Origin of the sequence: Yersinia sp. FDAARGOS_228 (assembly GCF_002073315.2) — a bacterium.
Classification (GTDB): Bacteria; Pseudomonadota; Gammaproteobacteria; order Enterobacterales; family Enterobacteriaceae; genus Yersinia; species Yersinia intermedia.
In genome coordinates, this window is record NZ_CP020409.2 from 3,981,754 (window position 1) to 4,008,138 (window position 26,385).

A 26,385-nucleotide genomic window follows, 5' to 3' on the forward strand; every position below is an offset into this window, starting at 1 on the left:
TTGGTCCGGCGCATTATAAATTACAGCAATGACCTGCGCACCACACATTCTTCAAATGATTGTTACAAAGATTAAAACTGCCTAATCGCTACTCATCGGTAAACATTTTTCAAAGAAAGGAACAGTTACTGATTGTGAGCATTATTTTGAAAGATAGTAATTGTTTATAAAACAATCAAGCAGCCATAGTGAACGAATTTGGGTTAGGCTAATTCAATGCTGCTAAATTACGCGGGATGTGACGTTAATTGGTGGAGAGATTAATGCTATAAATCTAAACAGACTCTCAATAATAATGAAAAAAAACTTATAAGACTCATTGTTAGCCTATAATTACCAACATAATTTTTAGATATACCCTAAATAATTCGAGTTGCAGGACGGTGGCAAGCAAGAGACAAATCGGTCGGGAAGCTATTTGAACAGCATTTATGCTGCCCGCAGGGTGAGCCTCAGGGATGAGGCTCATTAACCCGATGAGCTTACATGTGTAAGTGATTCAGTTGATTGAACGTAGCCAACGCAGATGCAGCTTGAAGTATGACGGATATAAAACTGATTCATAGGTATTTATATGGGAACAACAATCTTTGGTATTCTCTTCGGTGTATTTCTAATAGCGGCAGGTTTAGCGGATATCCATGATGAAAATCTAGCATCACTCACGTTCTGGGTTGATGCATTGCTGATTCTTGTTGGTGCAGTATTCCTATTAGGTATTGCAAAATTTATCGGGCGTAAAAAGAAATAGCCGCGCCGTTTATCAGAAAGGCCGCACGCGGCCTTTTCATTGTCAGCCAATTATGCCAAATCACTCATCACTAACTGTGCTATTTCAAAGTAAATAATCAGGCCCGTACCATCAATAAAGGTAGCAATAAAAGGCGCAGAAACCACAGCAGGATCAATTGACATCCGCTTTAATACCATTGGAATAATAGAAGAGACAATGGCACTCCACACGGTGATGGCAACAACAGTCAAGCTCACCACGATGGTGACTTCCATTCCTACGCCCAAAAACCAAGCGCGGATCCAGGCAGCCAGGCCAATAGTCGTTGCCACCATAAGAGAAGTAGAAATCTCTTTACGCAATACCGCCCCTACATTGCGCAGACTCACCTCCCCCAAGGCCATGGCCCGCACCAGAGTCGAGGTGATTTGCGTACCACTGTTACCGCCGGTTCCAATCAGTAATGGAATAAAGAAAGCCAGAGCGATAGCCGCTTCCAACTGCTCTTCAAACGCTTTCAATACTGTTCCGGTATAAGCTTCTGCCACAAACAGCAGTAATAACCATATAACGCGTTTGCGCCATAATGTTATCGGACTCGTTTGCAAATAAGGCTCATCGAGAGGCAGGCTGGCACCTTGCCGTTGGGCATCCTCAGTATTTTCATCTTCAATCAATTCGGCAATATCTTTCGCCCGTAATACCCCCACTAATTTTCCGTGGCTTAATACCGGAACAATGTCCAGACCGCTTTTTACCAATAAACTTGCCGCTTCATGGCGATCCTGATCTGGAGATAGTGAGAAATAGCTCTGATTGATAATTTGGAATACTTTTATATCCGGCTGATCTTCAGTCAGTAAATTCTTAACCGAGAGTAAGCCGACCAAATGCTGCTTGCCATTGGTTACCAACAATTGCGTTGGTATTTCATTGTCTGAAATATTCTGCAAGAAATAGGCTTTAGCCTCAGCGACTGACATATCAGCCGATACCGTAATATAAGCATCGCTGATATAGGCACCTAAGGTGGACTCTTTATCCTCGCCTTGATTGGATTGGTTTGGTATTGCTAAATCGAGATGTGAACTCATAAATGACCCTATTACTGTTATAAATTAGCTAAACAGTCCTCACATAGGGGCGCAACCAGATTAGAGAGTGCTCTATGGCTATCTCCGTGTCTAAGTTTTAGCACTATACAACGTATCTGATTTCTCAGAAGTTACTTTGGGTTATACCTTAATCCGATATAACCTGTCCTAACCTTGGGCGTCTCTGGACGTCGTCAGATCAGTAACCTGTGTTTGTATAGGAGCCTCGCCTAACGAGATACTGCATTTAAAATGCAGGCACACTATAAACGCGATACTTAAAATAAATCAAAAGAACAATCATTCTTGTTTAGGCTATATTTAAGATAGATATTCGCCTAATGAATATAAAAACAGTGAAAACCTACGCCCGTAAAATTGTAATCGCAATGTCTTTTGAGGTTTTTAACGCACGGATTTCGCTAAATAAATCGCTGGCTTCAGCATATTCTTTACGTAAATAACCCAACCACTGTTTGATACGGGCAACATGATACAAGCCGGTATCGCCCTGTTTCTCCAACAGCACATATTTTTGCAATAGCTTGACCACTTCAGGCCAGCTCATACGCGGTTCGTTATACTTAACTACCCGGCTCAGATTCGGTACATTCAATGCACCGCGCCCTAGCATCACGGCATCGCAGCCCGTGACCTTCATGCATTCCTGCGCGCTCTGGTAATCCCAGATTTCACCATTGGCGATCACGGGGATAGTCAGCCGCTGGCGGATCTCGCTAATTGCCTGCCAGTTAATGCGCTCGGCTTGGTAACCATCTTCTTTGGTGCGGCCATGCACCGCCAGTTCAGTCGCGCCAGCTTGTTGCACTGCGTCAGCGATTTCAAACTGACGATCACCAGAATCCCAACCCAAACGAATTTTGACAGTGACCGGCAAGTGCGCTGGCACTGCTTCACGCATCGCTTTGGCCCCCTGATAAATCAGTTCAGGATCTTTCAGCAATGTGGCACCACCGCCACTACCATTAACGAGCTTTGAAGGACATCCGCAATTGAGGTCAACGCCGTACGAGCCAAGTTCTACTGCGCGAGCCGCGTTTTCCGCCAGCCACTCTGGATATTGACCCAATAATTGGATGCGAACTAAGGTGCCTGATGGAGTACGGCTTTGATGATGTAATTCAGGACAGAGACGATAGAAGGATTTTGCCGGCAAAAGTTGATCGACCACCCGTAAAAACTCGGTGATACAAAGGTCATAATCGTTCACTTCGCTGAGGAGTTCACGCACCAGTGAGTCTAATACCCCTTCCATCGGCGCCAATAATACTCGCATGCTAATTACCCTGATCCATTATCCGCACTCGCCCAGTATAACCGTAAAAAAGACCGGCAATGATACGGGGAAGTTGGGGTGCAAAACAAGGAATAACCCAGTAAGCACGCCGATTCAGATGAAAAAAAACCGCCTCAAAGAAGCGGTTTGATCAGCGAAAGGGATTACTGCTTATTCGCCGGGTTTACTGCTACGACCACGTGAAGAAGGGCCAGCCGGGCGACGTTGACCATCAGCCTGGCTACGTGGGCGACTGTTACGGCTATCGCCGCGACCGGCTGCACCACCGCCATTCTGTGGGCGACCCGCGCTGCTACCACGGCCCATTCCTGGACGTTGTGCACCACGACCCTGACGGCCATTTTGAATCGGATCAGCTTTGATGCTTGGATCCGGCTCATAGCCATCCAGCGCGATGCGCGGAATTTCACGCTTCAGCAAACGCTCAATATCACGCAACAGTTTATGCTCATCAACGCAAACCAGTGAAATCGCTTCACCTGTGCGTTCCGCGCGGCCAGTACGGCCGATACGGTGCACGTAATCTTCTGGTACGTTAGGTAATTCATAGTTAACCACATGGGGTAACTGATCAATATCCAGACCACGGGCAGCAATATCAGTGGCTACCAGTACACGGATTTTACCGTCTTTAAAATCAGCCAATGCACGAGTACGTGCACCCTGGCTCTTATTACCGTGAATTGCCGCTGCGGTAATGCCGTCTTTATTCAGTTGTTCAGCCAAATGGTTAGCACCATGCTTAGTGCGGTTAAACACCAACACTTGCTGCCAGTTGCCTTCACCAATCATCTGAGACAATAATTCACGTTTGCGGTTTTTATCCACAAAATGAACACTTTGCGCGATTTGCTCAGAAGCAGTATTGCGACGCGCCACTTCAACAGAAGCTGGGTTGTTCAACAATTTGCTCGCCAAACCTTTAATCTCGTCTGAGAAGGTGGCGGAGAACAGCAAGTTCTGGCGCTTAGCGGGCAGTTTTGCCAATACGCGGCGGATGTCGTGAATAAAGCCCATATCCAGCATGCGGTCAGCTTCGTCCAATACCAAAATCTCAATCTTGGACAAATCTACTGCGTTCTGATGTTCCAGATCCAGTAAACGGCCAGGCGTCGCCACCAAAATATCAACACCACCACGCAATTTCATCATCTGTGGGTTAATGCTAACGCCACCAAATACCACCAGCGAACGTAGCTTCAGATATTTACTGTAACTCTGTACGTTTTCGTCAATCTGCGCAGCCAGTTCACGGGTCGGCGTTAAGATCAACGCACGTACCGGGCGACGGCCTTTAATTGGCTGTTGATCCAGACTAAGCAGTTGCAACAACGGCAAGGTGAAACCCGCAGTTTTACCGGTACCGGTTTGCGCGCTGGCCATTAAATCACGGCCTTCCAATACCACAGGAATTGCCTGACGTTGAATCGGTGTCGGCACAAGGTAGCCCTGCTCTTCAACAGCACGCAGGATGTCGGCGTTTAGGCCGAGAGAATCAAATGACATATTACAAGAAGCTCCAGATCTTCCCAATCCCAACGATATCGTCAGGTGCAGTTTCAAGGGAAGATTATCAGACGAGGCATGAATTGAGGCATTACCACGAGGATTGGCACAAACTGCAGTGCACCATTGCGGCTGATTGTAGCAGATCTTTAGCAAGAAAAGGGATATTTACACATTTCTTAAGATTTTTATTAGCGCAAACATCAAGAGAATTGATTTATTACTTGTCATTTATCCATCCCCGATCGCAAAAACAGGGCTTTTATTCACGCTGACTTTACATCTTCTTTGGGGAGGCCTAAAGTTAATCATATGATTGATTTATTGTTCAGCTATCCATTGGCATTCAACTAATTTCAATTTATTGAGTATGGTGACTATGTCTCATTCCACACCTCATTCTTTAATATCATCTGCTCCCGTGACCAGCCGTGGTGAGCAAGCCCGCCAACAATTGATTCACGCGGCTACCGAATTATTCGGTGAGTTAGGCCTGAAAGGGGCCACTACTCGGGATATCGCGCAGCGGTCAGGGCAGAATATTGCAGCCATCACCTACTATTTCAACTCTAAAGAAGGGTTGTATCTGGCGGTCGTGCAACAAATAGCAGATTTCATTCAGCAGACCTTTTCACCGTTGGCGCAAGAGATTGACCAATTTCTCCAACAACCGATTCACGCACAAACGGCCGAGCAACAGTTGCATTTTATTCGCCGTGGGTTGCTGGAATTCAGCCATCTAATGACGCAGCCAGAAACGTTGAATATAAGTAAAATCATGGCGCGTGAGCAACTCTCTCCGAGCGACGCTTACCCACTGATTCATATGCAGGCTATTGCGCCATTACACCAAAAACTCAATCTACTACTGGCCGCATTTATTGGTGCCGATGCCAGTGCGACCAAAACGATTCTTCATACCCATGCCTTGATTGGTGAAGTGCTGGCCTTTCGCATGGGCCGCGAGACTATCCGCCGCCAGGCCGGTTGGCTGGATATTGGTGAGGCAGAAAGTGAAATGATCAATCAAGTACTTATCGAGCACATTGACCTGCTGCTTTACGGACTGCGAGGCAAATCAGTACGGTGAGCTTATTAAATGGGGCATTATAAAATTGTAGCTATAGAAATGGTAGATAGGGAGCATTATGAATCGCAAGAAGATTATAGTGGCCGTCGTTATAGTTGCCCTACTGGCGGCAATAGGTTATGGCTGGAGCTACTACCGTCAACAACACGACGCATCATTGACGTTGTATGGCAATGTGGATATTCGCACAGTGAACTTGGGCTTTCGGGTTGGTGGTCGGCTGGCTTCTCTGACTGTCGATGAAGGGGATAAAATCCAGCCAGGGGAAATACTGGGGAAACTGGATAACGGCCCTTATCTCAATGCACTCAAACAAGCGCAAGCCAATGTTCAAAGCGCGCAAGCACAATTGGCTTTATTGAAGGCAGGATACCGTGACGAGGAGATAGCACAGGTAAAATCTGAAGTTGCTCAGCGAGAAGCCGCATTTAGCTATGCTGATAGCTTCCTAAAACGCCAGCAAGGGTTGTGGTCAAGTAAAGCCACCTCTGCCAACGAGCTAGAAAATGCGCGGACTGCCCGTAATCAAGCACAAGCTAATCTGCAAGCCTCCAAAGATAAGCTTGCACAATATTTGAGTGGCAACCGGCCACAGGAAATTGCGCAAGCCGAAGCGAATCTGGCCCAAAGTGAAGCGGAACTGGCTCAAGCTCAACTCAATCTGCAAGATACCACCCTGCTTGCGCCATCAGCGGGTACCGTACTCACTCGTGCGGTTGAACCGGGGACCATTTTATCCGCCAGTAACACCGTATTTACCCTGTCATTGACCGATCCGGTATGGGTACGGGCCTACGTCAGTGAACCCCACTTGAATCAGGCCATTCCCGGTACCGAAGTCGACGTATTTACCGATGGTCGCCCAGGCAAGCCATATCACGGCAAAATAGGTTTCGTATCACCCACGGCAGAATTTACCCCTAAAAGTGTTGAAACACCGGAGCTGCGTACCGATCTGGTTTATCGCTTACGTATCATTATCACTGATGCCGATGAATCGTTGCGACAAGGTATGCCCGTCACCATCCGTTTCGCACAACCTTAAGGTGGTATGAGCTATGAATGGAATCCAGCATCTTATTACTTTGGAGGGCGTTGAAAAACGCTTCCCCGGACTGGATAACCCTGCCGTCGCCAGCCTGACAACAGAGATCCGCAGTGGCGCGGTCACCGGTTTGGTTGGGCCGGACGGTGCCGGTAAAACCACCCTGCTCCGTATGCTTGCCGGATTGCTCAAACCCAGTCAAGGCAAGATGACGGTGGTCGGGCTAGACCCGTTAGAAAACGATCGCCAGTTACATTCCATTCTCGGGTATATGCCACAAAAGTTTGGTTTGTATGAAGACCTGACGGTGATGGAGAACCTGACGCTGTATGCCGATCTACGCGGAGTTACCGGTGAGCTTCGCCGCCAAACATTTGAGCGCCTGCTGACGTTTACCGATTTAACCCGCTTTACTGACCGGCTGGCGGGAAAACTCTCCGGCGGGATGAAGCAAAAACTGGGGTTGGCCTGTACTCTGGTCGGCCAGCCCAAAGTACTGTTGCTCGATGAACCGGGTGTCGGCGTTGACCCGATTTCGCGCCGCGAGTTATGGCGCATGGTGCATGAACTGGCAAGCGATGGCATGCTTATCCTGTGGAGCACATCATATCTGGATGAGGCAGAGCAATGCCGTGAAGTGTTATTACTAAATGAAGGGAAATTGCTGTACAGCGGTGCGCCGCAACACCTGACGCAACGGATGAGTGGCCGCACAATTTTGCTGGCAGCGCAAACCGGAACTAACCGTAAGCTGTTACAACATGCGCTGGCATTGCCTCAAGTGAGCGATGGAGTCATTCAGGGGAAGTATGTACGGCTAATCCTCAAACCTGACGTGGATCACAGCCAACTATTGCCACTCCTCAATCAGCCCAATGCCGAGATAACTGAAGCAGAACCGCGCTTTGAGGATGCCTTTATCGACCTATTGGGGGGCGGCCCCGCCAGTGAGTCCGCTTTGGCGAAAATTATGCCCAAAGTCGCCGGTAGCCATCAGGAAACCGTGATTGAAGCCCAAGAGTTAACCAAAAAATTTGGCGATTTCGCCGCAACTGATCATGTGAATTTTCAAGTTAAACGCGGTGAGATATTTGGTCTGCTCGGCCCGAATGGCGCGGGGAAATCCACCACGTTTAAAATGATGTGCGGTCTGTTAGTCCCCAGTTCAGGTAAAGCATTGGTACTGGGAATGGATCTGAAAACCAGTTCGGGTAAAGCCCGGCAGCATTTGGGTTATATGGCGCAGAAATTCTCGCTGTATGGCAATCTGACCGTTGAACAAAACCTGAAATTTTTCTCCGGCGTTTATGGTCTACAAGGCAAAATACAACGCGACAAAATAGCTGACATGACATCAGCCTTTAACTTTACCCCGATCCTTAGGCAAACCCCGGACTCACTGCCTTTGGGGTTTAAACAGCGTTTGGCGCTGGCCTGCGCGTTAATGCATGAACCAGACATTCTGTTCCTGGATGAACCGACATCCGGCGTCGACCCTCTAACTCGGCGTGAGTTTTGGTTGCATATCAATGGGATGGTAGATAAAGGCGTCACCGTCATGGTTACCACCCACTTTATGGATGAAGCAGAATACTGTGATCGTATCGGGCTGGTTTACCGTGGCAAGATTATCGCAGCCGGTACACCTGATGAGTTAAAACAACAGGTTGCCAGTGATGATAATCTTAATCCCTCCATGGAAGAGGCCTTTATTGGGCTGGTGCAACACTATGATCAGCAAAATGATAAGGAGCAGCAGTCATGACCGAGCCACGTCTATTGCCAGTGGATAAATCGCCGGTAAATGAGAGCGAAACCTATCAGGACACAGGTTTTTCCTGGCGTCGCTTGCGGGCCTTATGCCGTAAAGAGACCCGGCAAATACTGCGTGACCCGAGCAGTGGATTGATCGCATTCGTCATCCCGTTGTTGCTGCTGTTTATCTTTGGTTATGGCATCAATCTGGACTCCAGCAAACTGCACGTCGGCATTTTAATGGAGCAACAGAGCAAACCGGCTCAGGATCTGGCTAACGCCTTCGCCAGTTCACCTTATATTTCACCGCAAATCAGTGACAATCGCCAGGCGCTAATTCAGGCGATGCAAGCCGGCAAAATTCGTGGGCTAATTGTGATCCCCAATGATTTTGCACAGCAACTTGCGCGCCCCGAAAGTAAAGCGCCCATTCAGGTCATTACTGATGGCAGTGAACCCAATACCGCCAACTTTGTGCAAGGCTACGCACAAGGGGTGTGGCAAATCTGGCAACAACAACAGGCGCAAAACCTAGGGCAAAAAAACGATCCTCTGATTGAGATTCAGGTCCGTTATTGGTTTAACCCTGCCGCCATCAGCCGACACTTTATTATTCCCGGTGCCATTACCATTATTATGACGGTTATCGGCGCGATTCTAACCTCGCTGGTGATCGCCCGTGAATGGGAGCGCGGTACCATGGAAGCACTACTGTCGACCCAGGTCACGCGCAGCGAGTTGCTGTTGTCGAAACTGATCCCCTATTACGCCCTGGGCATGATAGCCATGACACTCTGCATGGCGGTGTCGGTATTTATCCTCGATGTGCCTTTCCGTGGCTCACTGTGGATATTGTTTGTTATGACCAGCCTATTTTTGGCCAGCACTCTGGGTATGGGATTGCTAATTTCGACTATTACCCGCAATCAATTTAACGCCGCAATGGTGGCCTTGAATGCCGCATTCCTGCCGGCAGTGATGCTGTCTGGCTTCATTTTCGAAATTGACAGCATGCCCGCTATCGTGCGCGCCGTAACCTATATCATTCCCGCCCGCTATTTTGTCAGCAGCCTGCAAACCCTGTTTCTGGCGGGGAACATCGGTACCGTACTGGTGATTAACCTGTTGTTCCTGGTTGCCTCAGCAACCGTATTTATCGGCCTGACGGCATGGAAAACTAATCGTCGGTTAGATTAGACGCCGATTAGATTAAAGGAAGGAAGCAAGATATGTTTCATCGCCTCTATACATTGATTATCAAAGAGTTACAGTCACTGCTGCGCGAGCCACAGACGCGGGCGATATTAATTATGCCGGTTATATTACAAGTCATTTTGTTCCCATTCGCCGCCACATTGGAAGTGACTAATGCCACCATCGCTATTTATAGCGAAGACAGCGGGAAAGCGTCTGTAGAACTGACCCAACGCTTTGCCAAAGCAGAGGCTTTTTCTCATGTCTTACTGCTCCACAGCCCACAAGAGATTCAGCCGGTGATTGATAACCAGCAAGCACTGCTTTTGATACGTTTCCCTGAACAATTCAGTGCTGACCTGGCTAATGGCAAAACCACTCAGTTACAGTTATTACTGGATGGGCGTAACTCCAACAGCGCGCAAATTGCCGCCAATTACATTCAGCAAATCGTACAAAATTATCAATTAGAGTTAACCCAAGGCCAGATAAAGCCCAACAACAGCGAGTTGGTCATCCGCAATTGGTATAACCCGAATCTGAACTACAAATGGTTCGTGGTGCCATCATTGATTGCGATGATTACGACTATTGGGGTGCTTATTGTGACATCACTGTCGGTGGCTCGTGAGCGGGAGCAAGGGACACTCGAACAGTTGTTAGTTTCGCCGCTTACCACCTGGCAGATTTTTATTGGTAAAGCTGTCCCGGCACTGATTGTCGCGACTTTCCAGGCGAGTATCGTCTTGTTTATCGGTATCTTTTTTTACCAAATTCCGTTTGCTGGTTCGTTGGCGCTGTTTTACGGCACCATGCTGCTCTACGGCTTGTCGCTCGTTGGCTTCGGTTTGCTGATTTCCTCGTTATGTTCCACTCAGCAGCAGGCTTTTATTGGCGTGTTTGTTTTCATGATGCCCGCTATCTTGTTGTCTGGGTATGTCTCGCCGGTGGAGAATATGCCTATCTGGCTGCAAAATATTACGTGGATCAATCCTATCCGCCACTTTACCGATATCACCAAACAGATTTACCTCAAGGATGCCAGTTTCGATATTATCTGGCACAGTTTGTGGCCGTTACTCGTAATAACCGCCACAACGGGGAGTGCCGCCTATGGGATGTTTAGGCGGAAAATCGCGTAGCGACATTAAGTGGTAGTAAGGCTTACCGGCATTCACCAAAAAACAAAAAGGACACCACAGGGGTGTCCTTTAAAATTTTGATCAACCTATAATACGGCGAGCAAGTTTGCCACACCGCAGCCCTGAATCAGCCAGCTTAAGCTGAGTTTGATTCAGTGGCGAGACCAAAAAATTGACCGACGCCCGCAGCGCAGAAAGCGCAGTTGACATCGGTCAATGAGCATTTCGAGCAGCGTACGGCGAGCAAGTTTGCCGCGTCGCAGCCCTGAATCAGCCAGCTTAACGGCGGTTGCCGAAAATCCGCAGCAACATCAAGAACAAGTTAATGAAATCAAGATACAGCGTCAAAGCACCCACTATGGAGTATTTGCGGAAGTTATCTTTATCATTGGCATCCAACTGCGAACCCATGTTTTTCAACTTCTGGGTATCATAAGCAGTCAAACCAACAAACACTAACACCCCGATGTAGGTCACTGCCCACATTAGCGCCGTGCTTTTCAGCCAGATGTTAACAATGGATGCTAACACGATACCGATCAGGCCCATAAACAGCATGCTGCCCATACCACTCAAGTCACGTTTAGTGGTATAGCCGTAGAAACTCATGGCACCAAACATACCGGCAGCAATCAAGAATGTGCTGGCGATAGAAGAGCTGGTGTACATGATGAAAATGCTGGATATCGTCAAGCCGGTTAATGCGGAATAGAGCATAAACAGCGAGGTAGCCATCGAGCCACTCAGGCGGTTAACCATGCCAGAAATAACAAATACCAGACCTAACTGAACAATAATCAGCCCGAAAAAGGTGATCTGACTGGAAAATATAAAGTTGAGTACCGCAGGGGTATTCGCTGCGTACCAAGCGACAACCGCCGTTAATAACAGACCACAGGTCATCCAGCCGTATACCTGCGCCATATATGCCTGAATGCCTGTGTTGGCACGTTCGACAATCGAACCATTAGAGCGTGGATAGCGATCCATGGTAGTTACCTTATGCATATAAATAATGATACAGGCCATCTAAATTGACAGCCCACCGACTTTTTAAGGGTACCACAGAAGTACAGTCAACAAGGGAGTAAAAATAGACATTTAGCGGTGATCTTTACACTGGTTTACGCTCAATTTACCAGCGCTTGGCCGCCTGATGATCACTGTCGCGTGATTCAACCCAACGTTCGCCGTCCGTTGTGGCTTCCCGCTTCCAAAATGGGGCCTTTGTTTTCAGGTAATCCATTATAAATTCAGCCGCATCAAACGCCATACTGCGATGGGCGCTGGTTACCCCAACAAAGACAATTTCATCGCCGGGGAACAGTGGCCCCACCCGATGAATAACGCTAACACGCTGTAAAGGCCAACGGCTACGGGCTTCATCAATAATCTCAGTTAGCGCCTTTTCTGTCATGCCTGGGTAATGTTCCAGCGTCAGTGCGCTAACGCTATCACCCAGATTGTGATTACGAACTTTGCCGGTAAACGTCACCACCGCGCCATCTTCATCACACTGTGACAACCAGTGATACTCATCACCCACACTGAAAGTCTCAGTACCCACGCGAATACGGGTATGGTCCATTATCAACCTCCGGTCACCGGCGGGAAGAACGCCACTTCATCACCCGCCACCAGCGGATGATGAACATTGACCAATGATTGATTCACCGCAGTCAGTAATTTGCCTTCTTCAAGAGCTAATTGCCAGCGCTCACCCCGTTGGCACAGGGATTGACGCAGTGCCTCAACAGTGGGAAATTCCGCCGCCAATTGCAAACTGTCGGTTCCGACCAGTTCACGCACCTGAGCAAAAAAGAGAATTTGAATCATGAGTTCACCTTAAAATCACCGGATTTCCCGCCACTTTTTGCTAACAGGCGCACCGGGCCAATTATCATGTCTTTTTGTACCGCTTTGCACATATCGTAAATTGTCAGGGCGGCAACGGAAGCTGCCGTCAGCGCTTCCATTTCCACGCCTGTTTTACCGGTCAGGCGGCAGCAAGTTTCGATATGCACACGGTTGTGTTCTGGTTGTGCTTCCAGTTGAACTTCAACTTTGGTCAGCAACAGTGGGTGGCACAGCGGGATTAATTCCCAGGTTTTTTTAGCTGCCTGAATCCCGGCAATACGCGCAGTAGCAAAGACATCACCTTTGTGGTGGCTGCCCTCGATAATCATCGCCAACGTCGCGGCCTGCATTTCGACAAAAGCCTCCGCCCGCGCTTCACGCACGGTTTCTGCTTTAGTGGAAACATCCACCATATGGGCTTCGCCTGCGGCGTTAATGTGAGTTAGTTGGGTCATATATTCTCTTCTGTTCTTAACATTGCCCGCTATCAACCGCCAATAAACGATAAATTCTGGGTAATACCGCTGTTGCCCTGATGCAGAAAATGGGTCTGTTTCTTGGTTTGCAATGCACTCTGGATGCGAGCCATTAACTCATCTTGCTGGTCATCGCTGCCCAGCAAGTCACGTAGTGTAATGCCTTGCTCACCAAATAAGCATAAATGCAGATTCCCCAGCGCTGAAACACGCAAGCGGTTACAACTGGCGCAGAAGTCTTTCTCATACGGCATAATCAGCCCGACCTCCCCCAGATAATCCGGGTGATGGAACACCTGCGCCGGGCCATCACTGCGTGCCCGCGCTTGCTGTTGCCAGCCTTGTTGGAGTAATTGCTGGCGGATGACACCACCGGAGACATGGTGTTGACGAAACAGATTGCCCCCCTCGCCGGTTTCCATTAATTCGATAAACCGCAGTTGAATCGGCCGTGACTTTATCCAGGTGAGGAAGGCATTCAGATTGCGATCATTGACATCACGCATCAATACGGCGTTGATTTTAACTTTCTCAAAACCGGCATCAAAAGCAGCATCAATGCCTTGCATGACCTGATGAAATTTATCCTGCCCAGTTATGGCATGAAATTGCCGTGGATCAAGGCTATCGACACTGACATTAATGGCTGTCAACCCAGCCTCCCGCCATTGGGCGGCATCACGGGCTAAACGATAGCCATTGGTGGTGACTGCCAGAGTGCGGATCGCTGGATTTTGTCTGATGGTGGCAATGATATCGCTGAAGTCGCGCCGCATAGAGGGTTCGCCGCCCGTCAGACGAATTTTTTCTGTTCCCAATAGAGCAAAGGCGCGGCTGACGCGGCTTATTTCGTCCAGGCTCAGAAAGCTTTTTAATCCGTCGGGGCGATAGCCATCCGGCAAGCAATAGGTGCAACGAAAATTGCACACATCGGTAATTGATAGGCGCAAATAATAGAACTTGCGCGCAAATGCGTCAGTGAGTTGTACCATAACACCTTTCCAAATACGGGAGATGCAGGCATTTCTACCTCGCACCCTGGTGGCTTAAAGCCACGGCCAGAGCATCATATTGTTCGCGAACGAGACAACGTAGACGCCAAGGCTAGGAGTTTATGTTCAGTGACAGTTTACCCACTGCCCACCGAACCATGGTTTAAAAAGTAAAGCAGTTAGCGGCAGATGAGTCGCTAAAAACCCTACTTTTCCTAGAGATTCTAACGCTAAAACGGCAGGATAGCCAATGGCTGTTTTCCGTTATATATTTTTATATACAACGACTTATATAACAAAACTTACTGTTATTCAGTCTATTGTAATCCATTGCTAATACTTTGTTTAAAATCACGAAAACAATGGCTTTTATCGCGTTTTCACGGCAAATCCGTTAACTTATGCAGCAATTTCACCATTAGCTACGCTATTAGAGCCAGGCAACAATATTTAGACAGGAAAAATATGCGAAATCGCACATTAGCGGATCTCGATCGGGTGGTTGCTTTAGGAGGAGGCCATGGCTTGGGGCGCGTGATGTCAGCCCTTTCTCCACTGGGTTCACGCCTGACAGGTATTGTTACCACCACCGATAATGGCGGCTCGACGGGTCGCATCCGCCGTTCAGAAGGAGGAATTGCCTGGGGTGATACCCGCAATTGCCTTAATCAGTTGATCACTGAGCCGAGTGTGGCTTCGGCAATGTTTGAATACCGTTTTAGCGGTAATGGCGAACTCTCAGGCCATAATCTGGGTAATTTAATGCTCAAAGCGTTAGACCATCTCAGCATCAGACCTATCGAGGCAATCAACCTGGTGCGTAGCTTGCTGAAAGTAGAGGCATGGCTCATCCCGATGTCTGAGCAACCGGTCGATTTGCTGGCCATCGATCATGAAGGACACCCCGTTTATGGTGAGGTGAATATCGACCAACTGGCGAAAATGCCACAAGAGATGTTGTTGTCACCGCACGTTCACGCCACGCGGGAAGCCGTGGAAGCAATTAGCCAGGCAGACGTTATTTTGATTGGGCCGGGTAGTTTCTTAACCAGCCTGATGCCCTTGTTACTGCTAGATGACTTAACTCAGGCCCTACGTCGCAGCTCTGCCAGTATGATTTATATCGGTAATCTGGGGCGTGAACTCAGTGTGGCGGCAGCCGCGCTGTCGTTGCAAGAAAAACTGGCAATAATGGAAAGCAAGATTGGCCGCAAAATTATTGATGCTGCTATTGTCAGTCCACGAATTGATATCAGTGGCGTAACGGACAGAATTATTATCCAGCAACCACTGGAAGCCAAAGATATCCCTTATCGCCATGACCGTGAGCTGCTCCGCCAAGCGCTGGAAACCACGTTGCAACAGCTCGGTGGCGCAAACTAGCTAAGAGGTTTTGCTCGAGTTTGAGCTTGCAATGTTGCGCTGTCATTCATATGGATATACAGCGCCTCCACTTTAGTTCTAGCCCATGGTGTACGGCGTAAGAATTTCAGGCTGGATTTAATGCTGGGATCGCTGATGAAACAGTTGATATTGATACGGTATGCCAATTCCTCCCAACCATAATGCTCAACCAGTTTAGTCAACAGTTGTTCAAGGGTAATACCGTGTAACGGATCTTTCGACAAGTGATCGCTCATTATTTATCTCGCGTTTTATACTCTTCCGACCTGGCGCTGCTGAATTGTTGGCTTGCCACCGAGCTGCCACCCCAGGTTATTTGAGTCTATTTAGGTGATGATTTTATTAGCCGCACACCTTAATCAGGATGGGTTGATGCGGCAAGCAGAAATTCCTGATTTGCCACACGGCCACCACACAATGTGAGGCTAATGAGCATCACGATATTGCGATAAACTGTTGGCGCAACTGATGAACTTGATCGCGCAGTTCTGCCGCCTGCTCAAATTCCAGATTCTGTGCATGGGTGTACATTTTAGATTCCAGCTCACGGATTTTCTGGTCAAGCGCTTTCGGTGGCAAGGCGTGATAATTATTGGGATCAGCCACTTTGCCGCCCCGCCCTTTCCCTTTACCACGGGAAGAGGGTTGGCCCAGTTGCAGAATATCGCCAATTTTCTTGTTCAACCCTTGTGGAATGATGCCACGTTCTTCGTTGTAAGTTTGCTGTTTGACACGCCGCCGTTCCGTTTCACCAATAGCCTTTTCCATTGAGGCGGTAATTCTGTCGCCATACAGTATCGCTTTACCATTAAGGTTACGCGCGGCACGACCAATAGTCTGGATTAAAGAGCGTTCAGAACGCAGGAAACCTTCTTTATCAGCATCAAGAATTGCGACCAGAGAAACCTCTGGCATATCCAAACCTTCGCGCAGTAAGTTGATCCCCACCAGTACATCAAACTCACCCAAGCGCAGATCACGAATAATCTCTACCCGCTCAACGGTATCAATATCAGAATGCAGGTAACGAACACGGGCACCATGCTCCCCCAGATACTCAGTCAGGTCTTCGGCCATACGTTTAGTCAGCGTTGTTACCAGTACCCGCTCGTTAATCGCTGCACGAATACGGATCTCTGATAGCAAGTCATCGACCTGTGTTGCTACTGGCCGTACTTCAATTAACGGATCGAGCAGGCCCGTCGGCCGCACGACCTGATCGATGATATCGCCACCGGATTTCTCCAGCTCATATTTACCCGGAGTTGCTGAAACATAAATAGTTTGTGGTGCCAGTGCTTCAAACTCTTCAAAACGCATTGGCCGGTTATCCAGTGCCGATGGCAGCCGGAAACCATATTCCACCAGTGTTTCTTTGCGCGAGCGGTCACCTTTGTACATCCCGCCGATTTGCGGAATAGTCACGTGGGATTCATCAACTACCAACAAACCGTCAGCCGGTAGATAGTCAAATAACGTAGGTGGTGCTTCGCCGGGACCACGGCCGGAAAGGTAACGTGAATAGTTTTCAATACCGGAGCAGTAGCCCAGCTCATTCATCATTTCAAGGTCAAACTGGGTCCGCTGGCTAATACGTTGCTCTTCCAACAACTTATTGTTGGCTAATAGCACCTGACGCCGGTCGGCCAGTTCGACTTTGATCTCTTCCATGGCCTGCAAAATACGCTCACGCGGGGTAACGTAGTGCGTTTTAGGATAGACCGTAAAACGCGGTACTTCATGCTGTAACTGGCCAGTCAATGGATCAAAAATTGACAACCGCTCGACCTCTTCATCAAACAGTTCTACCCGCAGCGCCCACTCATCAGATTCCGCAGGGAAGATGTCGATGACTTCACCACGCACCCGGAAAGTACCGCGCTGGAATACCTGATCATTACGGCTGTATTGCAATTCGGATAAGCGACGCAAAATAGAGCGCTGATCGATGATCATACCCTTAGTCAGATGCAGCATCATTTTCAGGTATAAGTCAGGATCACCCAGGCCATAAATCGCAGAGACCGATGCCACTACGATGACATCACGCCTTTCCAACAATGCTTTGGTCGCCGATAGCCGCATTTGCTCAATATGCTCGTTTACCGAGGCGTCTTTTTCGATAAACGTATCAGAGCTTGGGACATAGGCTTCAGGCTGATAGTAGTCATAGTAGGAGACAAAATACTCTACCGCGTTATCGGGGAAAAACTCTTTCATCTCACCATAAAGCTGTGCTGCCAATGTTTTATTGGGTGCCAGCACCATGGTCGGGCGGTTCAAATCAGCAATAACATTGGCTATCGTAAAGGTTTTACCCGATCCCGTTACCCCCAACAGTGTCTGATGAGCCAGACCATTCTCTAGCCCTTCTTCCAGTTTACGGATAGCCTCAGGCTGGTCGCCTGCTGGCTTAAACTCAGAATGTAGTTTGAATAATTTACTCATGAATTTGCTACCCGCCGGAGAAATACACACTATCAGGAGGCTAATTATGAAAGCCCCATAGAATTTTGCCACCCCTATGATACTGGATATAAAACCAGCTTCAAGCACCAAAATGTAGGAATTTCTTTAACCAAGAGATTGTTTGCCTCGTTACAGTGACATACAAACAACAGTTGCACTGTAAAAGCATTTTTATCCCCAACTGTTAACATAAACGCATTAGTGATAACTAATTGATTAAAGATCATCCATCAATTCTGCCTATGAATTATCAGCGCTTGATTTTAATTAACCCATTGAAAATAAAATAAATTATTAAAAAGTAGAGAATGCGGACAACAGGAGCGCAAGCCGCGTCCGCTCTCGCTTGCCATCAGTTTTCTATGGCTAATGCACAAGGTTATCCACAGGAATGGTGGATAACTCATTCAACCCCACAGCGGCTGGGAGTTGGCGAAAAGCAAAGCTTGGGAAAGAAATAGGGACTAACTGGCTTTTTTAGTGTTTTTTTTACATTTTTATTTCACCGTATATTTCAATTAGTGCTAACTATGTAGCTTGCTAATTCTATAACTTTCACTAGCTCACCCTCACATCTAATCACTTCTGGCCTTACTGTTTTTTTCTGCACCATTATCTCCAGCAGAGCACCGCTTAAGTGCATGCTATCCGTCACTCTACGCCTTTATCGCTGTGGTCTGGGTCATTTCAGCCCTGATCTGTACGTTAAAACCATTTACAGACTGTTAACATACAAATGTTGTCCTCTGCATGGCAACTTGGCCCAAGAGTTGCTTTATATCTATAGAACAGAGGAGTGAAAGAGGAAATGGTCTAAAGTGGTGCAACATATTCATGAACCAAAAACCATCCTATCTCAGGGTGATTAGGGGCAAAAATAACCTGTTGATACCATTTAACACCACAATTAACCCATTTCACCTCAATTTACGCCAACAACCACCCGTTAGAAGTGTGGTGTTTTATGTTGTACTGCCGCTATCAAGTATGCAGATTTGCTGGTTAATCCTTCGCTAGCCGTTACAGAACACTGGGTCACCTGTGAGCTACTGAGATCGACTGAGGAGAAGCACTGATGCTGAGTTTAACCGCTGTAAATCAATACTATGGTCAGAATCATATCCTTTGGGATATTAATCTGGAGATCCCTCGTGGGCAATGTACCTGCCTGATTGGCCGCAATGGGGTAGGGAAAACAACATTAATTAATTGCATCATGGGACATCTGCCGATTAAGAGTGGCACCATGACCTGGCAACCGAACCATGAACCGCCACAGAATTTGCTACAACAACCCGTTGAGGGGCGCACTGCTCTGGGTATCGGCTATGTACCACAAGGGCAACAGATTTTCTCTCAACTGAGTGTGGAGGAGAATATGCTGATAGCCGTGCTGGCAGGCCGCTATAAGTCGCGCCAAATTCCGGGATGGATTTTTGATTTGTTCCCGCAACTGTATGATAAACGCACCCAGCGCGGCGGGGAGCTAACCCGCAATCAACAACAGCAGTTAGCCATTGCCAGAGCACTGGTGGCAGAGCCAGAATTACTGATCCTTGATGAACCTGGGAGTGGAATTTTACCGCCGTTGAGTGAGGATATTGGCAATATCCTGCATCAACTCAGCCGTAGCCTGGGTCTGACAGTGCTGTTAGTTGAACATCGTTTAGCTTTTATTCAACATGTTGCAGATCGATTTTGTTTGATGGCAGGCGGTAGAAATGTGGCACAAGGGACATTGGCTCAATTGGATGAAGACATGATTATTGAGCATTTGGCCAGTTGATATGGCGCAGAACTGTTCCCCTCTCACGCGAGCTAAAGCCGATAACACCAGCCATACTCAGCAAAAAAACCAGGGCTAATAATGTCTATTAGCCCTTTAGTGCCATATCGTAGTGAAAAATTCACGTGGTGGTTTAGTTCATTTCTGTGTCAGCCAAAAGCCCCAAATCCAGATAGCCGCCAAGATCACGCCGCCGGGTGATAGGATTCTCGTCAAGATCCGTCAGATAGGGGACAACACCTAATCGCGGGGCGCTGATCATCTGTGTCAATGTTGCCATATACTCAACTTGTCGCTCCCCCGCAGGTATCACCTCGTTGGCAACCCAGCCCGCCAGTGTCAGCCCAGCTTGCCGGATAGCCAAAGCGGTCAACAAAGCATGATTGATACATCCCAGTTTTATACCAACAACCATAATCACCGGGAATTGCTCTCGCTGTACCCAATCGGCAAAAGTTGCCTGTGGCGACAGTGGCGTAAACCAGCCGCCAGCCCCTTCGATCAATACCCATTCTGCCGCGTGCTCAAGCTGTTGTAGCCCTTGCGATAAAACTGACAAATCAATCTCACGCCCTTCACTGGCACTGGCAATATGGGGTGAGGTCGCTTCCAGAAACGTGAATGGATTCACCTGTGAATAACTGAGTGCCTCACTGCTGTTTGCCTGTAGTGCCAAAGCATCGCTGTTACGCAATCCGTCAGGCGTCATCTGGCTGCCGGATGCCACCGGTTTATAACCGGCGGTGCGATAGCCCTGTTGGGCTGCGGCTTGCAGTAAGGCACAACTGGCAACTGTCTTACCGACATCAGTATCCGTGCCAGTGATAAACCAACGTTTAGTCACGATAGATAACCCCATAAACTAAGTGGTAACTCAGCGGGTAGGTGCCAGATTGAGTGCTATAAGCGCGTTGCAGGGCCACCAGCCGCTGACGACCACTTAACCCGGCATCACGCCCCTGATGTAAATGCGTAGCGCCTATGCCTTGCAGAGAGCGCATAAGCGCTATCACATCAGGAAACTGTTGCTGATATAACTCGGTAGTCAGGTGATGGCGATACCCCTGACAAGCGTCACAGATATGTTGAAAGGGGAGAAAATCATTCACATGGCGTTTACCATCTACCTGTTGCCACGCCTGCCCCAACTCATCAAGAGATCCTTTTGCCAAGGTAGAAAACAGGATGATGCCGCCAGCCCGCGTGACACGATATAGCTCAGCTAACGCCTGCGGTAAATCAGCACACCACTGTAGCGCCAGATTACTAAAACAAATATCAACTGTTTGATCTGGCAGCGGTATATTTTCAATATCAGCCAATAAATAGCTATCAGCAGCCTGTTGCCGGCGGGCGTGATCCAACATTCCAGCGGCCAAATCTAGCGCAGTAACAAATCTGTCTCGTTCACGCCAACAGCGGCTGAAATAGCCAGTACCGCACCCGGCATCCAGCACTGACGCACCCGGATGCTGATTACCCAGCGCCAATAAGGTATTCCCCGTTTCTCGCTGTAAACATGCCGCTGAGTCGTAACTGCCAGCAGCCCGGCTAAATGCAGCCGCAATCGCCGGTTTATCAACCAAAGGTAATCGTGGATTATCAGTGACAAACGCCATACAGCACCTCCAGCAATCTGTCGATATCATCACATTGATGCGCAGCACTCAGGGTAATACGCAATCTGGCGCTCCCCGGCGGAACTGTTGGGGGGCGAATCGCCGTTACCCATAACCCCTCGGTACGGAGCTGCTCCGCCAGTGCCAGCGTTTGCTGATTGTCACCCACCAGCAGTGGCTGGATAGCGGTTTCAGATACCCCTAATTGCAACGGTAAATCTGCCGCGCCACGCCGAAATTGCGCAATACGTTGCTGAAGCTGCTGTCGCAAGTCATCACCTTGCTGAATACGTAACAATGCTGCTTGCAGCGCACAAGCCTGTGCTGGTGGCATTGCAGTGCTATAAATCAGATGGCGGGCATATTGCAGCAGATACTCGGCAACCGGCTCCTGACACAACACTGCCGCCCCACTCAAGCCGAATGCCTTGCCAAAAGTGACCACTAACAGTTCGGGTTTCACCCCTTGCTGCCAGCAACTACCACGGCCACCTTCGCCACACACCCCAATTCCGTGCGCATCATCCACCAGTAACCAGCCACCTGCCGCCACTGTTTTTTGCTGCAAAGCAGCCAGTGGAGCGCTATCACCGTCCATACTAAAAACGCCTTCGGTGACCACCAATGTTTGGCCTGCACAGGGTTTATCGAGTAGGTTTTGTAGCGCATCGGGCTGATTATGCACAAAACGCCGTAATTGGGCCGGAGAGTGTGCCGCCGCCTCCAGCAAAGAGGCGTGGCTGAGTTTATCAGCCAGTATCCTGTCGTCGGCGGCAGTTAACGCTGCCAACACCGCCTGATTTGCTGCGTAGCCTGAGATAAACAGCAATGCGCGCGGATAGCCCAGCCAGTGCGCCAATTGGTGTTCCAGTTGAGCATGAGGCCGGCTATAGCCGGTAACATGACCAGAGCCACCACTGCCAACACCATAGCGTTGCGCCCCCTGCTGCCACGCCGCAATCACATCAGGATCCTGACTTAACCCCAGATAATCATTACTGGCGAAGTTAAGATAACGCCGCTCTCCTGATTGCAACCAGCGCCCATTCGCACCTTCATTAACCTGACGGCTGCGGTAGGCTGCTGTATCGCGCCGCTGTTGCAGCCCCTGCTCTATCTTGCTTTGCCAGTTCATCAGATTGCCGCGTTATAAAATTGTGTGCTCTCGCCGGGCAATGAGTCACCCTGCAAGAGTTGCTCAGTTAATACTTGCTGCTGCTCACGATCCCCTTGCTCAGTGGCGGTTTGCTGTGGATTCAGCCCCAATTTACGGAACAGTTGCAGATCTTTATCTTCTTCAGGATTCGCCGTGGTAAGCAATTTACAGCCGTAGAAAATAGAGTTTGCCCCCGCCATAAAGCACATCGCCTGGGTTTGCTCGTTCATTTGTTCGCGACCGGCAGATAAGCGCACATAGGAGGTTGGCATCATGATACGTGCGATAGCAATGGTGCGGATAAACTCGAAAGCATCCACGTCGTCGTTATTTTCCAGCGGTGTGCCTTTCACTTTTACCAGCATATTGATCGGCACACTTTCAGGCGGTTTGGGCAAATTAGCCAGTTGTACCAGTAGCCCTGCGCGGTCGCGGACAGTTTCGCCCAATCCGACAATGCCACCCGAACAGACTTTGATGCCGGCGTCACGAACTTCACTGAGGGTATCGAGCCGTTCCTGATAACTGCGGGTGGTAATGATGCTGCCATAGAATTCCGGCGAGGTATCGAGATTGTGGTTGTAATAATCCAGCCCAGCCTCTGCTAACCGGTGGGCTTGCTGCTTATCCAGCGAGCCAAGCGTCATGCAGGTTTCCATCCCCATGGCCTTGACACCTTCAACCATTTTCTCCAGATAGGGCATGTCACGCTCATGGGGATTTTTCCATGCCGCGCCCATACAGAAACGGGTTGAGCCAGCGGCTTTGGCCTTTTTCGCTGATGCCAGCACTTGTTCAACCTGCATTAAGCGCTCACTTTCCAAGCCAGTTTTGTAGCGCGAACTTTGCGGGCAATATTTGCAATCTTCCGGGCAAGCACCGGTCTTAATCGACAGCAAAGTACTGACTTGCACCTGGCGCGGGTCAAAATGCTGGCGATGAATCTGCTGCGCTTCAAACAATAAATCCAGCAGTGGTTTTTCAAACAAGGCCTGGGCTTGCCCGACTGTCCAGCGAATATAATTTGCCATTACGGCTTCTCCAAGGAAGAGAAAAAAGTTTCGCCAGTGTAAATAAACTCGATATACTGTCAACCATTCTTGCAATGAATTGGTTTACAACAATCCTCATGACACCTTCTGACCTGGCTTTTGATCAACGTCATATCTGGCACCCCTACACCTCAATGACTGATCCGCTTCCCTGCTATCCGGTGGTCGCGGCTGAAGGCGTTGAGTTACAACTGGCTGATGGGCGGCGTCTGATCGATGGCATGTCATCATGGTGGGCGGCCATTCACGGCTATAATCATCCCGTGCTGAACCAAGCGGCACATCAGCAGTTGGATAAAATGTCCCATGTGATGTTTGGGGGGATCACCCACCCGCCTGCCGTGGAACTCTGCCAACAGTTGGTTGCGCTAACCCCTCCGGCATTAGAGTGTGTGTTCCTCGCTGATTCAGGTTCAGTGGCCGTTGAAGTGGCGTTGAAAATGGCATTGCAATACTGGCAGGCCAAAGGTGAACGGCGGCAACGGATTTTAACCCTGCGCCACGGCTACCATGGTGATACTTTTGGTGCGATGTCAGTCTGCGATCCCCAGAATTCAATGCACAGTTTGTATCAGGGGTATTTAGCTGAAAATCTGTTTGCCCGCGCGCCACAATGCCGCTTCGACCAGGCGTGGGACCCAGAAGATATCACTGATTTTGCTGCAATGATTGCCGCACATTCCAGCGAGATAGCCGCAGTTATTCTGGAACCGATAGTGCAAGGTGCCGGTGGAATGCGTATCTATCACCCCGCCTATTTGCGGGCGGTCAGAGCATTGTGCGATCAGCACCAGATTTTGTTGATTGCTGATGAAATTGCTACCGGTTTTGGCCGTACCGGTAAACTTTTCGCCTGCGAACATGCGCAAATCGTGCCGGACATTCTGTGTTTGGGTAAGGCGTTAACCGGCGGCTACCTGACCTTATCGGCTACCTTAACTACCCGTAAGGTGGCAGAAACCATCAGTAATGGTGATGCGGGTTGCTTTATGCACGGCCCGACCTTTATGGCAAATCCATTGGCTTGCGCTGTCGCCTCAGCAAACTTGAATCTGTTGGCTGAGGATCACTGGCAACAGCAGGTTGCCGCCATAGAAAACCAATTGAAACACGCGTTAATGCCACTTGCAGAACATAAAGCAGTGGCCGATGTGCGGGTATTAGGGGCGATTGGGGTAGTGGAGATGAGCGAGCCGGTTAACGTCGCGCGCCTGCAACGGCAATTTGTCGAGCACGGCGTGTGGATCCGCCCGTTTGGTAAACTGATTTACCTGATGCCGCCTTATATTATCTCGCCGCAATCACTGGCGCGGTTAACGGATGCGGTGAAGGCTGTGATAGTGAATATCCGCTAAAGCAGTGCTGGGCAATATTGTCCGCAGACTGGCGGGGCGATGGCACCGATGGGCGTTGTGACGGCTTACGCCATTACGGCCCCTTCGGTACATTTCCCCGCCTGGTAATAATAGTTAAGCTCTTGGTGCCAAAATGGTGACCCACATTGGCCCTTTCCCTACCGGATAGCGCTTCAGGGTGGTTAGCTCACCGCTGTTTTGATCAATACGATACACGGCAATGTGATCCGATTTCTGGCCGGAAGAGATCAGGAAGTTACCGCTATTATCGATATTAAAACCGCGTGGCTGTGCTTCAGTCTGATGATGCCCGACCAACGCAATCTCACGCCCATCCTCAGAAACACTGAAAATCCCCAACAGACTGGCAGTACGGTCACTGATATAGAGATGACGGCCATTTGGCGTAATATGGATATCAGCCGCCCAACGAGTACCGGTAAAATCTGTTGGCATCGCATCCAGCGTCTGTATTAGCTGGTATTCCTGGCCGTTTTTGCTGATTTGATACACATCTACCGAGCTATTTAGCTCGTTAACACAATAGGCGACGTGCTTATTAGGATGGAAGGCCATATGACGTGGGCCCGCACCGGCAGCAACCGTTATCGCCGCCTGAGCATGTGGGGTCAGTTTGCCCTCAAGACTCAAATCAAATAACCGCACCTTATCTTCTTTCAGGCAAGGTACCAGTAAGATTTGATTGGTCGGATCAATATTCGCCGAATGTGGAGCGGGTAAATCATCCAATTGCTGAATAGGTGCCTGTACCACACCCTGCTCATCAATAGGGCTGATGCTGACACAGTTAAAACTATAAGAAGCAGAGAACAGGAAGCGGCCTTGTAAATCAGTGCCAATGTGCGTTGGGCTGCCTGGCAGTGGTGCCATGCCAGCGGCGGTCAATGTGCCATCGTCGCTGATGTTGTAGCTGACAATGGCAAAATCTGGGCGCACCCCTACATACAACTGACGCTGGTTCGGGTTGATTGTCATCGGCTGCACTTGCCCCGGCGCCTCCACCGTTTGCAATAAGGTTAATGCACCGGCGGAATCTAATTGCCAAACATGGATCTGCTGACTGTCTGGGCTTGCCACGTAAACCACTTGCTTCATCTCTACTCCTTAGTCGAACCTATTAGGCAACGCTGTTTAGCTGAATTTATCTGACTCACCAAATTCGACCTATACACTAAATAATTCGAGTTGCATGAAGGCAGCCAACACACATGCAGCTTGAAGTATGACGGGTATAAACCAAATATCGATTATTAACACACTATTTTAGCCTAGCTTACCTGACTCGGCGGACATAACAACAGTCTGCTGTCGCGCTGTTTAA

General features: G+C 48.9%; 24 protein-coding genes and 2 riboswitches. Of the genes, 9 read left to right on the forward strand and 15 right to left on the reverse strand.

What is annotated here, in order from left to right; translation table 11 throughout:
* Positions 1-574: 574 nt before the first annotated feature.
* Positions 575-751 carry a hypothetical protein gene (locus A6J67_RS18475; RefSeq protein WP_005189574.1) on the forward strand — a complete coding sequence of 59 codons (177 nt, stop codon included), beginning with the start codon at positions 575-577 and terminating at the stop codon, positions 749-751.
* Positions 752-801: 50 nt separating this feature from the next.
* Here A6J67_RS18475 and A6J67_RS18480 read toward each other — a convergent pair whose 3' ends face one another.
* From A6J67_RS18480 to rhlE, 3 genes are all read right to left on the reverse strand, one after another.
* On the reverse strand, positions 802-1,827 hold the full coding sequence (locus tag A6J67_RS18480) for a magnesium transporter (protein WP_050297708.1): 1,026 nt from the start codon (positions 1,825-1,827) through the stop codon (positions 802-804).
* Positions 1,828-1,902: 75 nt separating this feature from the next.
* Positions 1,903-2,072: riboswitch (M-box (ykoK) riboswitch) on the reverse strand.
* Positions 2,073-2,191: 119 nt separating this feature from the next.
* Entirely contained in the window at positions 2,192-3,124 is a 933-nt protein-coding gene (gene dusC, locus A6J67_RS18485) for a tRNA dihydrouridine(16) synthase DusC (RefSeq protein ID WP_005189567.1), read from the reverse strand.
* A gap of 171 nt (positions 3,125-3,295) precedes the next feature.
* Complete coding sequence (gene rhlE, locus A6J67_RS18490; RefSeq protein ID WP_005189563.1) at positions 3,296-4,651, reverse strand: ATP-dependent RNA helicase RhlE; 1,356 nt, start codon at positions 4,649-4,651, stop codon at positions 3,296-3,298.
* 379 nt (positions 4,652-5,030) lie between these two features.
* On the opposite strand from rhlE, the gene cecR reads away from it, so the two are divergent.
* The 5 genes from cecR to A6J67_RS18515 are packed head-to-tail and all read left to right on the forward strand — an operon-like array spanning position 5,031 to position 10,877.
* A complete protein-coding gene (gene cecR, locus A6J67_RS18495; RefSeq protein WP_080608316.1) occupies positions 5,031-5,741 on the forward strand; it encodes a transcriptional regulator CecR in 711 nt (236 codons plus the stop codon).
* Positions 5,742-5,799: 58 nt separating this feature from the next.
* On the forward strand, positions 5,800-6,786 hold the full coding sequence (gene hlyD / locus A6J67_RS18500) for a secretion protein HlyD (protein ID WP_050072855.1): 987 nt from the start codon (positions 5,800-5,802) through the stop codon (positions 6,784-6,786).
* A gap of 13 nt (positions 6,787-6,799) precedes the next feature.
* A complete protein-coding gene (locus A6J67_RS18505; protein ID WP_032907193.1) occupies positions 6,800-8,551 on the forward strand; it encodes an ATP-binding cassette domain-containing protein in 1,752 nt (583 codons plus the stop codon).
* On the forward strand, positions 8,548-9,738 hold the full coding sequence (locus A6J67_RS18510; RefSeq protein WP_032907191.1) for an ABC transporter permease: 1,191 nt from the start codon (positions 8,548-8,550) through the stop codon (positions 9,736-9,738). Before A6J67_RS18505 ends, A6J67_RS18510 begins: the two co-directional genes overlap by 4 nt.
* 32 nt (positions 9,739-9,770) lie before the next feature.
* Entirely contained in the window at positions 9,771-10,877 is a 1,107-nt protein-coding gene (locus A6J67_RS18515; RefSeq protein WP_005189548.1) for an ABC transporter permease, read from the forward strand.
* Positions 10,878-11,156: 279 nt separating this feature from the next.
* Here the strand turns inward: A6J67_RS18515 and A6J67_RS18520 are convergent, their stop codons facing one another.
* The 5 genes from A6J67_RS18520 to moaA form a co-directional block, all read right to left on the reverse strand.
* Positions 11,157-11,867 (reverse strand): Bax inhibitor-1 family protein, encoded by a 711-nt coding sequence (locus tag A6J67_RS18520; RefSeq protein ID WP_032907190.1) that lies wholly within the window; start codon positions 11,865-11,867, stop codon positions 11,157-11,159.
* A 145-nt stretch (positions 11,868-12,012) separates the two neighbouring features.
* On the reverse strand, positions 12,013-12,465 hold the full coding sequence (gene moaE / locus A6J67_RS18525) for a molybdopterin synthase catalytic subunit MoaE (protein ID WP_042569422.1): 453 nt from the start codon (positions 12,463-12,465) through the stop codon (positions 12,013-12,015).
* Positions 12,466-12,467: 2 nt separating this feature from the next.
* Positions 12,468-12,713, reverse strand: a complete 246-nt coding sequence (moaD, locus tag A6J67_RS18530; RefSeq protein WP_032907188.1) for a molybdopterin synthase sulfur carrier subunit — start codon at positions 12,711-12,713, stop codon at positions 12,468-12,470.
* Positions 12,710-13,189 carry a cyclic pyranopterin monophosphate synthase MoaC gene (gene moaC / locus A6J67_RS18535; protein WP_080608317.1) on the reverse strand — a complete coding sequence of 160 codons (480 nt, stop codon included), beginning with the start codon at positions 13,187-13,189 and terminating at the stop codon, positions 12,710-12,712. The genes moaD and moaC overlap by 4 nt, the downstream gene beginning before the upstream one ends.
* A 32-nt stretch (positions 13,190-13,221) precedes the next feature.
* A complete protein-coding gene (gene moaA, locus A6J67_RS18540) occupies positions 13,222-14,202 on the reverse strand; it encodes a GTP 3',8-cyclase MoaA (RefSeq protein WP_042569421.1) in 981 nt (326 codons plus the stop codon).
* A riboswitch (molybdenum cofactor riboswitch) is annotated at positions 14,189-14,333 on the reverse strand. It overlaps the preceding gene by 14 nt.
* Before the next feature lie 334 nt (positions 14,334-14,667).
* On the opposite strand from moaA, the gene A6J67_RS18545 reads away from it, so the two are divergent.
* A complete protein-coding gene (locus A6J67_RS18545; RefSeq protein WP_005189527.1) occupies positions 14,668-15,585 on the forward strand; it encodes a gluconeogenesis factor YvcK family protein in 918 nt (305 codons plus the stop codon).
* Here the strand turns inward: A6J67_RS18545 and A6J67_RS18550 are convergent.
* Together A6J67_RS18550 and uvrB are read right to left on the reverse strand one after the other, a co-directional pair.
* The gene (locus A6J67_RS18550; protein ID WP_032907187.1) at positions 15,582-15,842 is read right to left on the reverse strand and encodes a VF530 family DNA-binding protein; all 261 of its coding nucleotides are present in this window, start codon (positions 15,840-15,842) and stop codon (positions 15,582-15,584) included. The two genes, A6J67_RS18545 and A6J67_RS18550, sit on opposite strands and share 4 nt — an antisense overlap.
* 199 nt (positions 15,843-16,041) lie before the next feature.
* A complete protein-coding gene (gene uvrB / locus A6J67_RS18555) occupies positions 16,042-18,054 on the reverse strand; it encodes an excinuclease ABC subunit UvrB (RefSeq protein ID WP_032907185.1) in 2,013 nt (670 codons plus the stop codon).
* A 1,096-nt stretch (positions 18,055-19,150) separates the two neighbouring features.
* Here uvrB and A6J67_RS18560 point away from each other — a divergent pair.
* On the forward strand, positions 19,151-19,861 hold the full coding sequence (locus A6J67_RS18560; RefSeq protein WP_042569419.1) for an ABC transporter ATP-binding protein: 711 nt from the start codon (positions 19,151-19,153) through the stop codon (positions 19,859-19,861).
* A gap of 133 nt (positions 19,862-19,994) precedes the next feature.
* Here A6J67_RS18560 and bioD read toward each other — a convergent pair whose 3' ends face one another.
* Genes bioD through bioB form a run of 4 tightly spaced genes read right to left on the reverse strand, consistent with a single transcriptional unit; the run spans position 19,995 to position 23,667 of the window.
* Complete coding sequence (gene bioD / locus A6J67_RS18565; RefSeq protein WP_050297707.1) at positions 19,995-20,705, reverse strand: dethiobiotin synthase; 711 nt, start codon at positions 20,703-20,705, stop codon at positions 19,995-19,997.
* A complete protein-coding gene (gene bioC, locus A6J67_RS18570; protein WP_050297706.1) occupies positions 20,698-21,480 on the reverse strand; it encodes a malonyl-ACP O-methyltransferase BioC in 783 nt (260 codons plus the stop codon). The genes bioD and bioC overlap by 8 nt, the downstream gene beginning before the upstream one ends.
* Positions 21,464-22,615: an 8-amino-7-oxononanoate synthase gene (gene bioF, locus A6J67_RS18575; protein ID WP_050072851.1), complete on the reverse strand. Its 1,152-nt coding sequence runs from the start codon at positions 22,613-22,615 to the stop codon at positions 21,464-21,466. The genes bioC and bioF overlap by 17 nt, the downstream gene beginning before the upstream one ends.
* The gene (bioB, locus tag A6J67_RS18580) at positions 22,615-23,667 is read right to left on the reverse strand and encodes a biotin synthase BioB (RefSeq protein WP_032907182.1); all 1,053 of its coding nucleotides are present in this window, start codon (positions 23,665-23,667) and stop codon (positions 22,615-22,617) included. Before bioB ends, bioF begins: the two co-directional genes overlap by 1 nt.
* Positions 23,668-23,765: 98 nt before the next feature.
* On the opposite strand from bioB, the gene bioA reads away from it, so the two are divergent.
* On the forward strand, positions 23,766-25,043 hold the full coding sequence (gene bioA, locus A6J67_RS18585; RefSeq protein WP_050297705.1) for an adenosylmethionine--8-amino-7-oxononanoate transaminase: 1,278 nt from the start codon (positions 23,766-23,768) through the stop codon (positions 25,041-25,043).
* Positions 25,044-25,157: 114 nt separating this feature from the next.
* Here the strand turns inward: bioA and pgl are convergent, their stop codons facing one another.
* Positions 25,158-26,159 carry a 6-phosphogluconolactonase gene (pgl, locus tag A6J67_RS18590; RefSeq protein WP_050072848.1) on the reverse strand — a complete coding sequence of 334 codons (1,002 nt, stop codon included), beginning with the start codon at positions 26,157-26,159 and terminating at the stop codon, positions 25,158-25,160.
* Positions 26,160-26,385 lie beyond the last annotated feature (226 nt).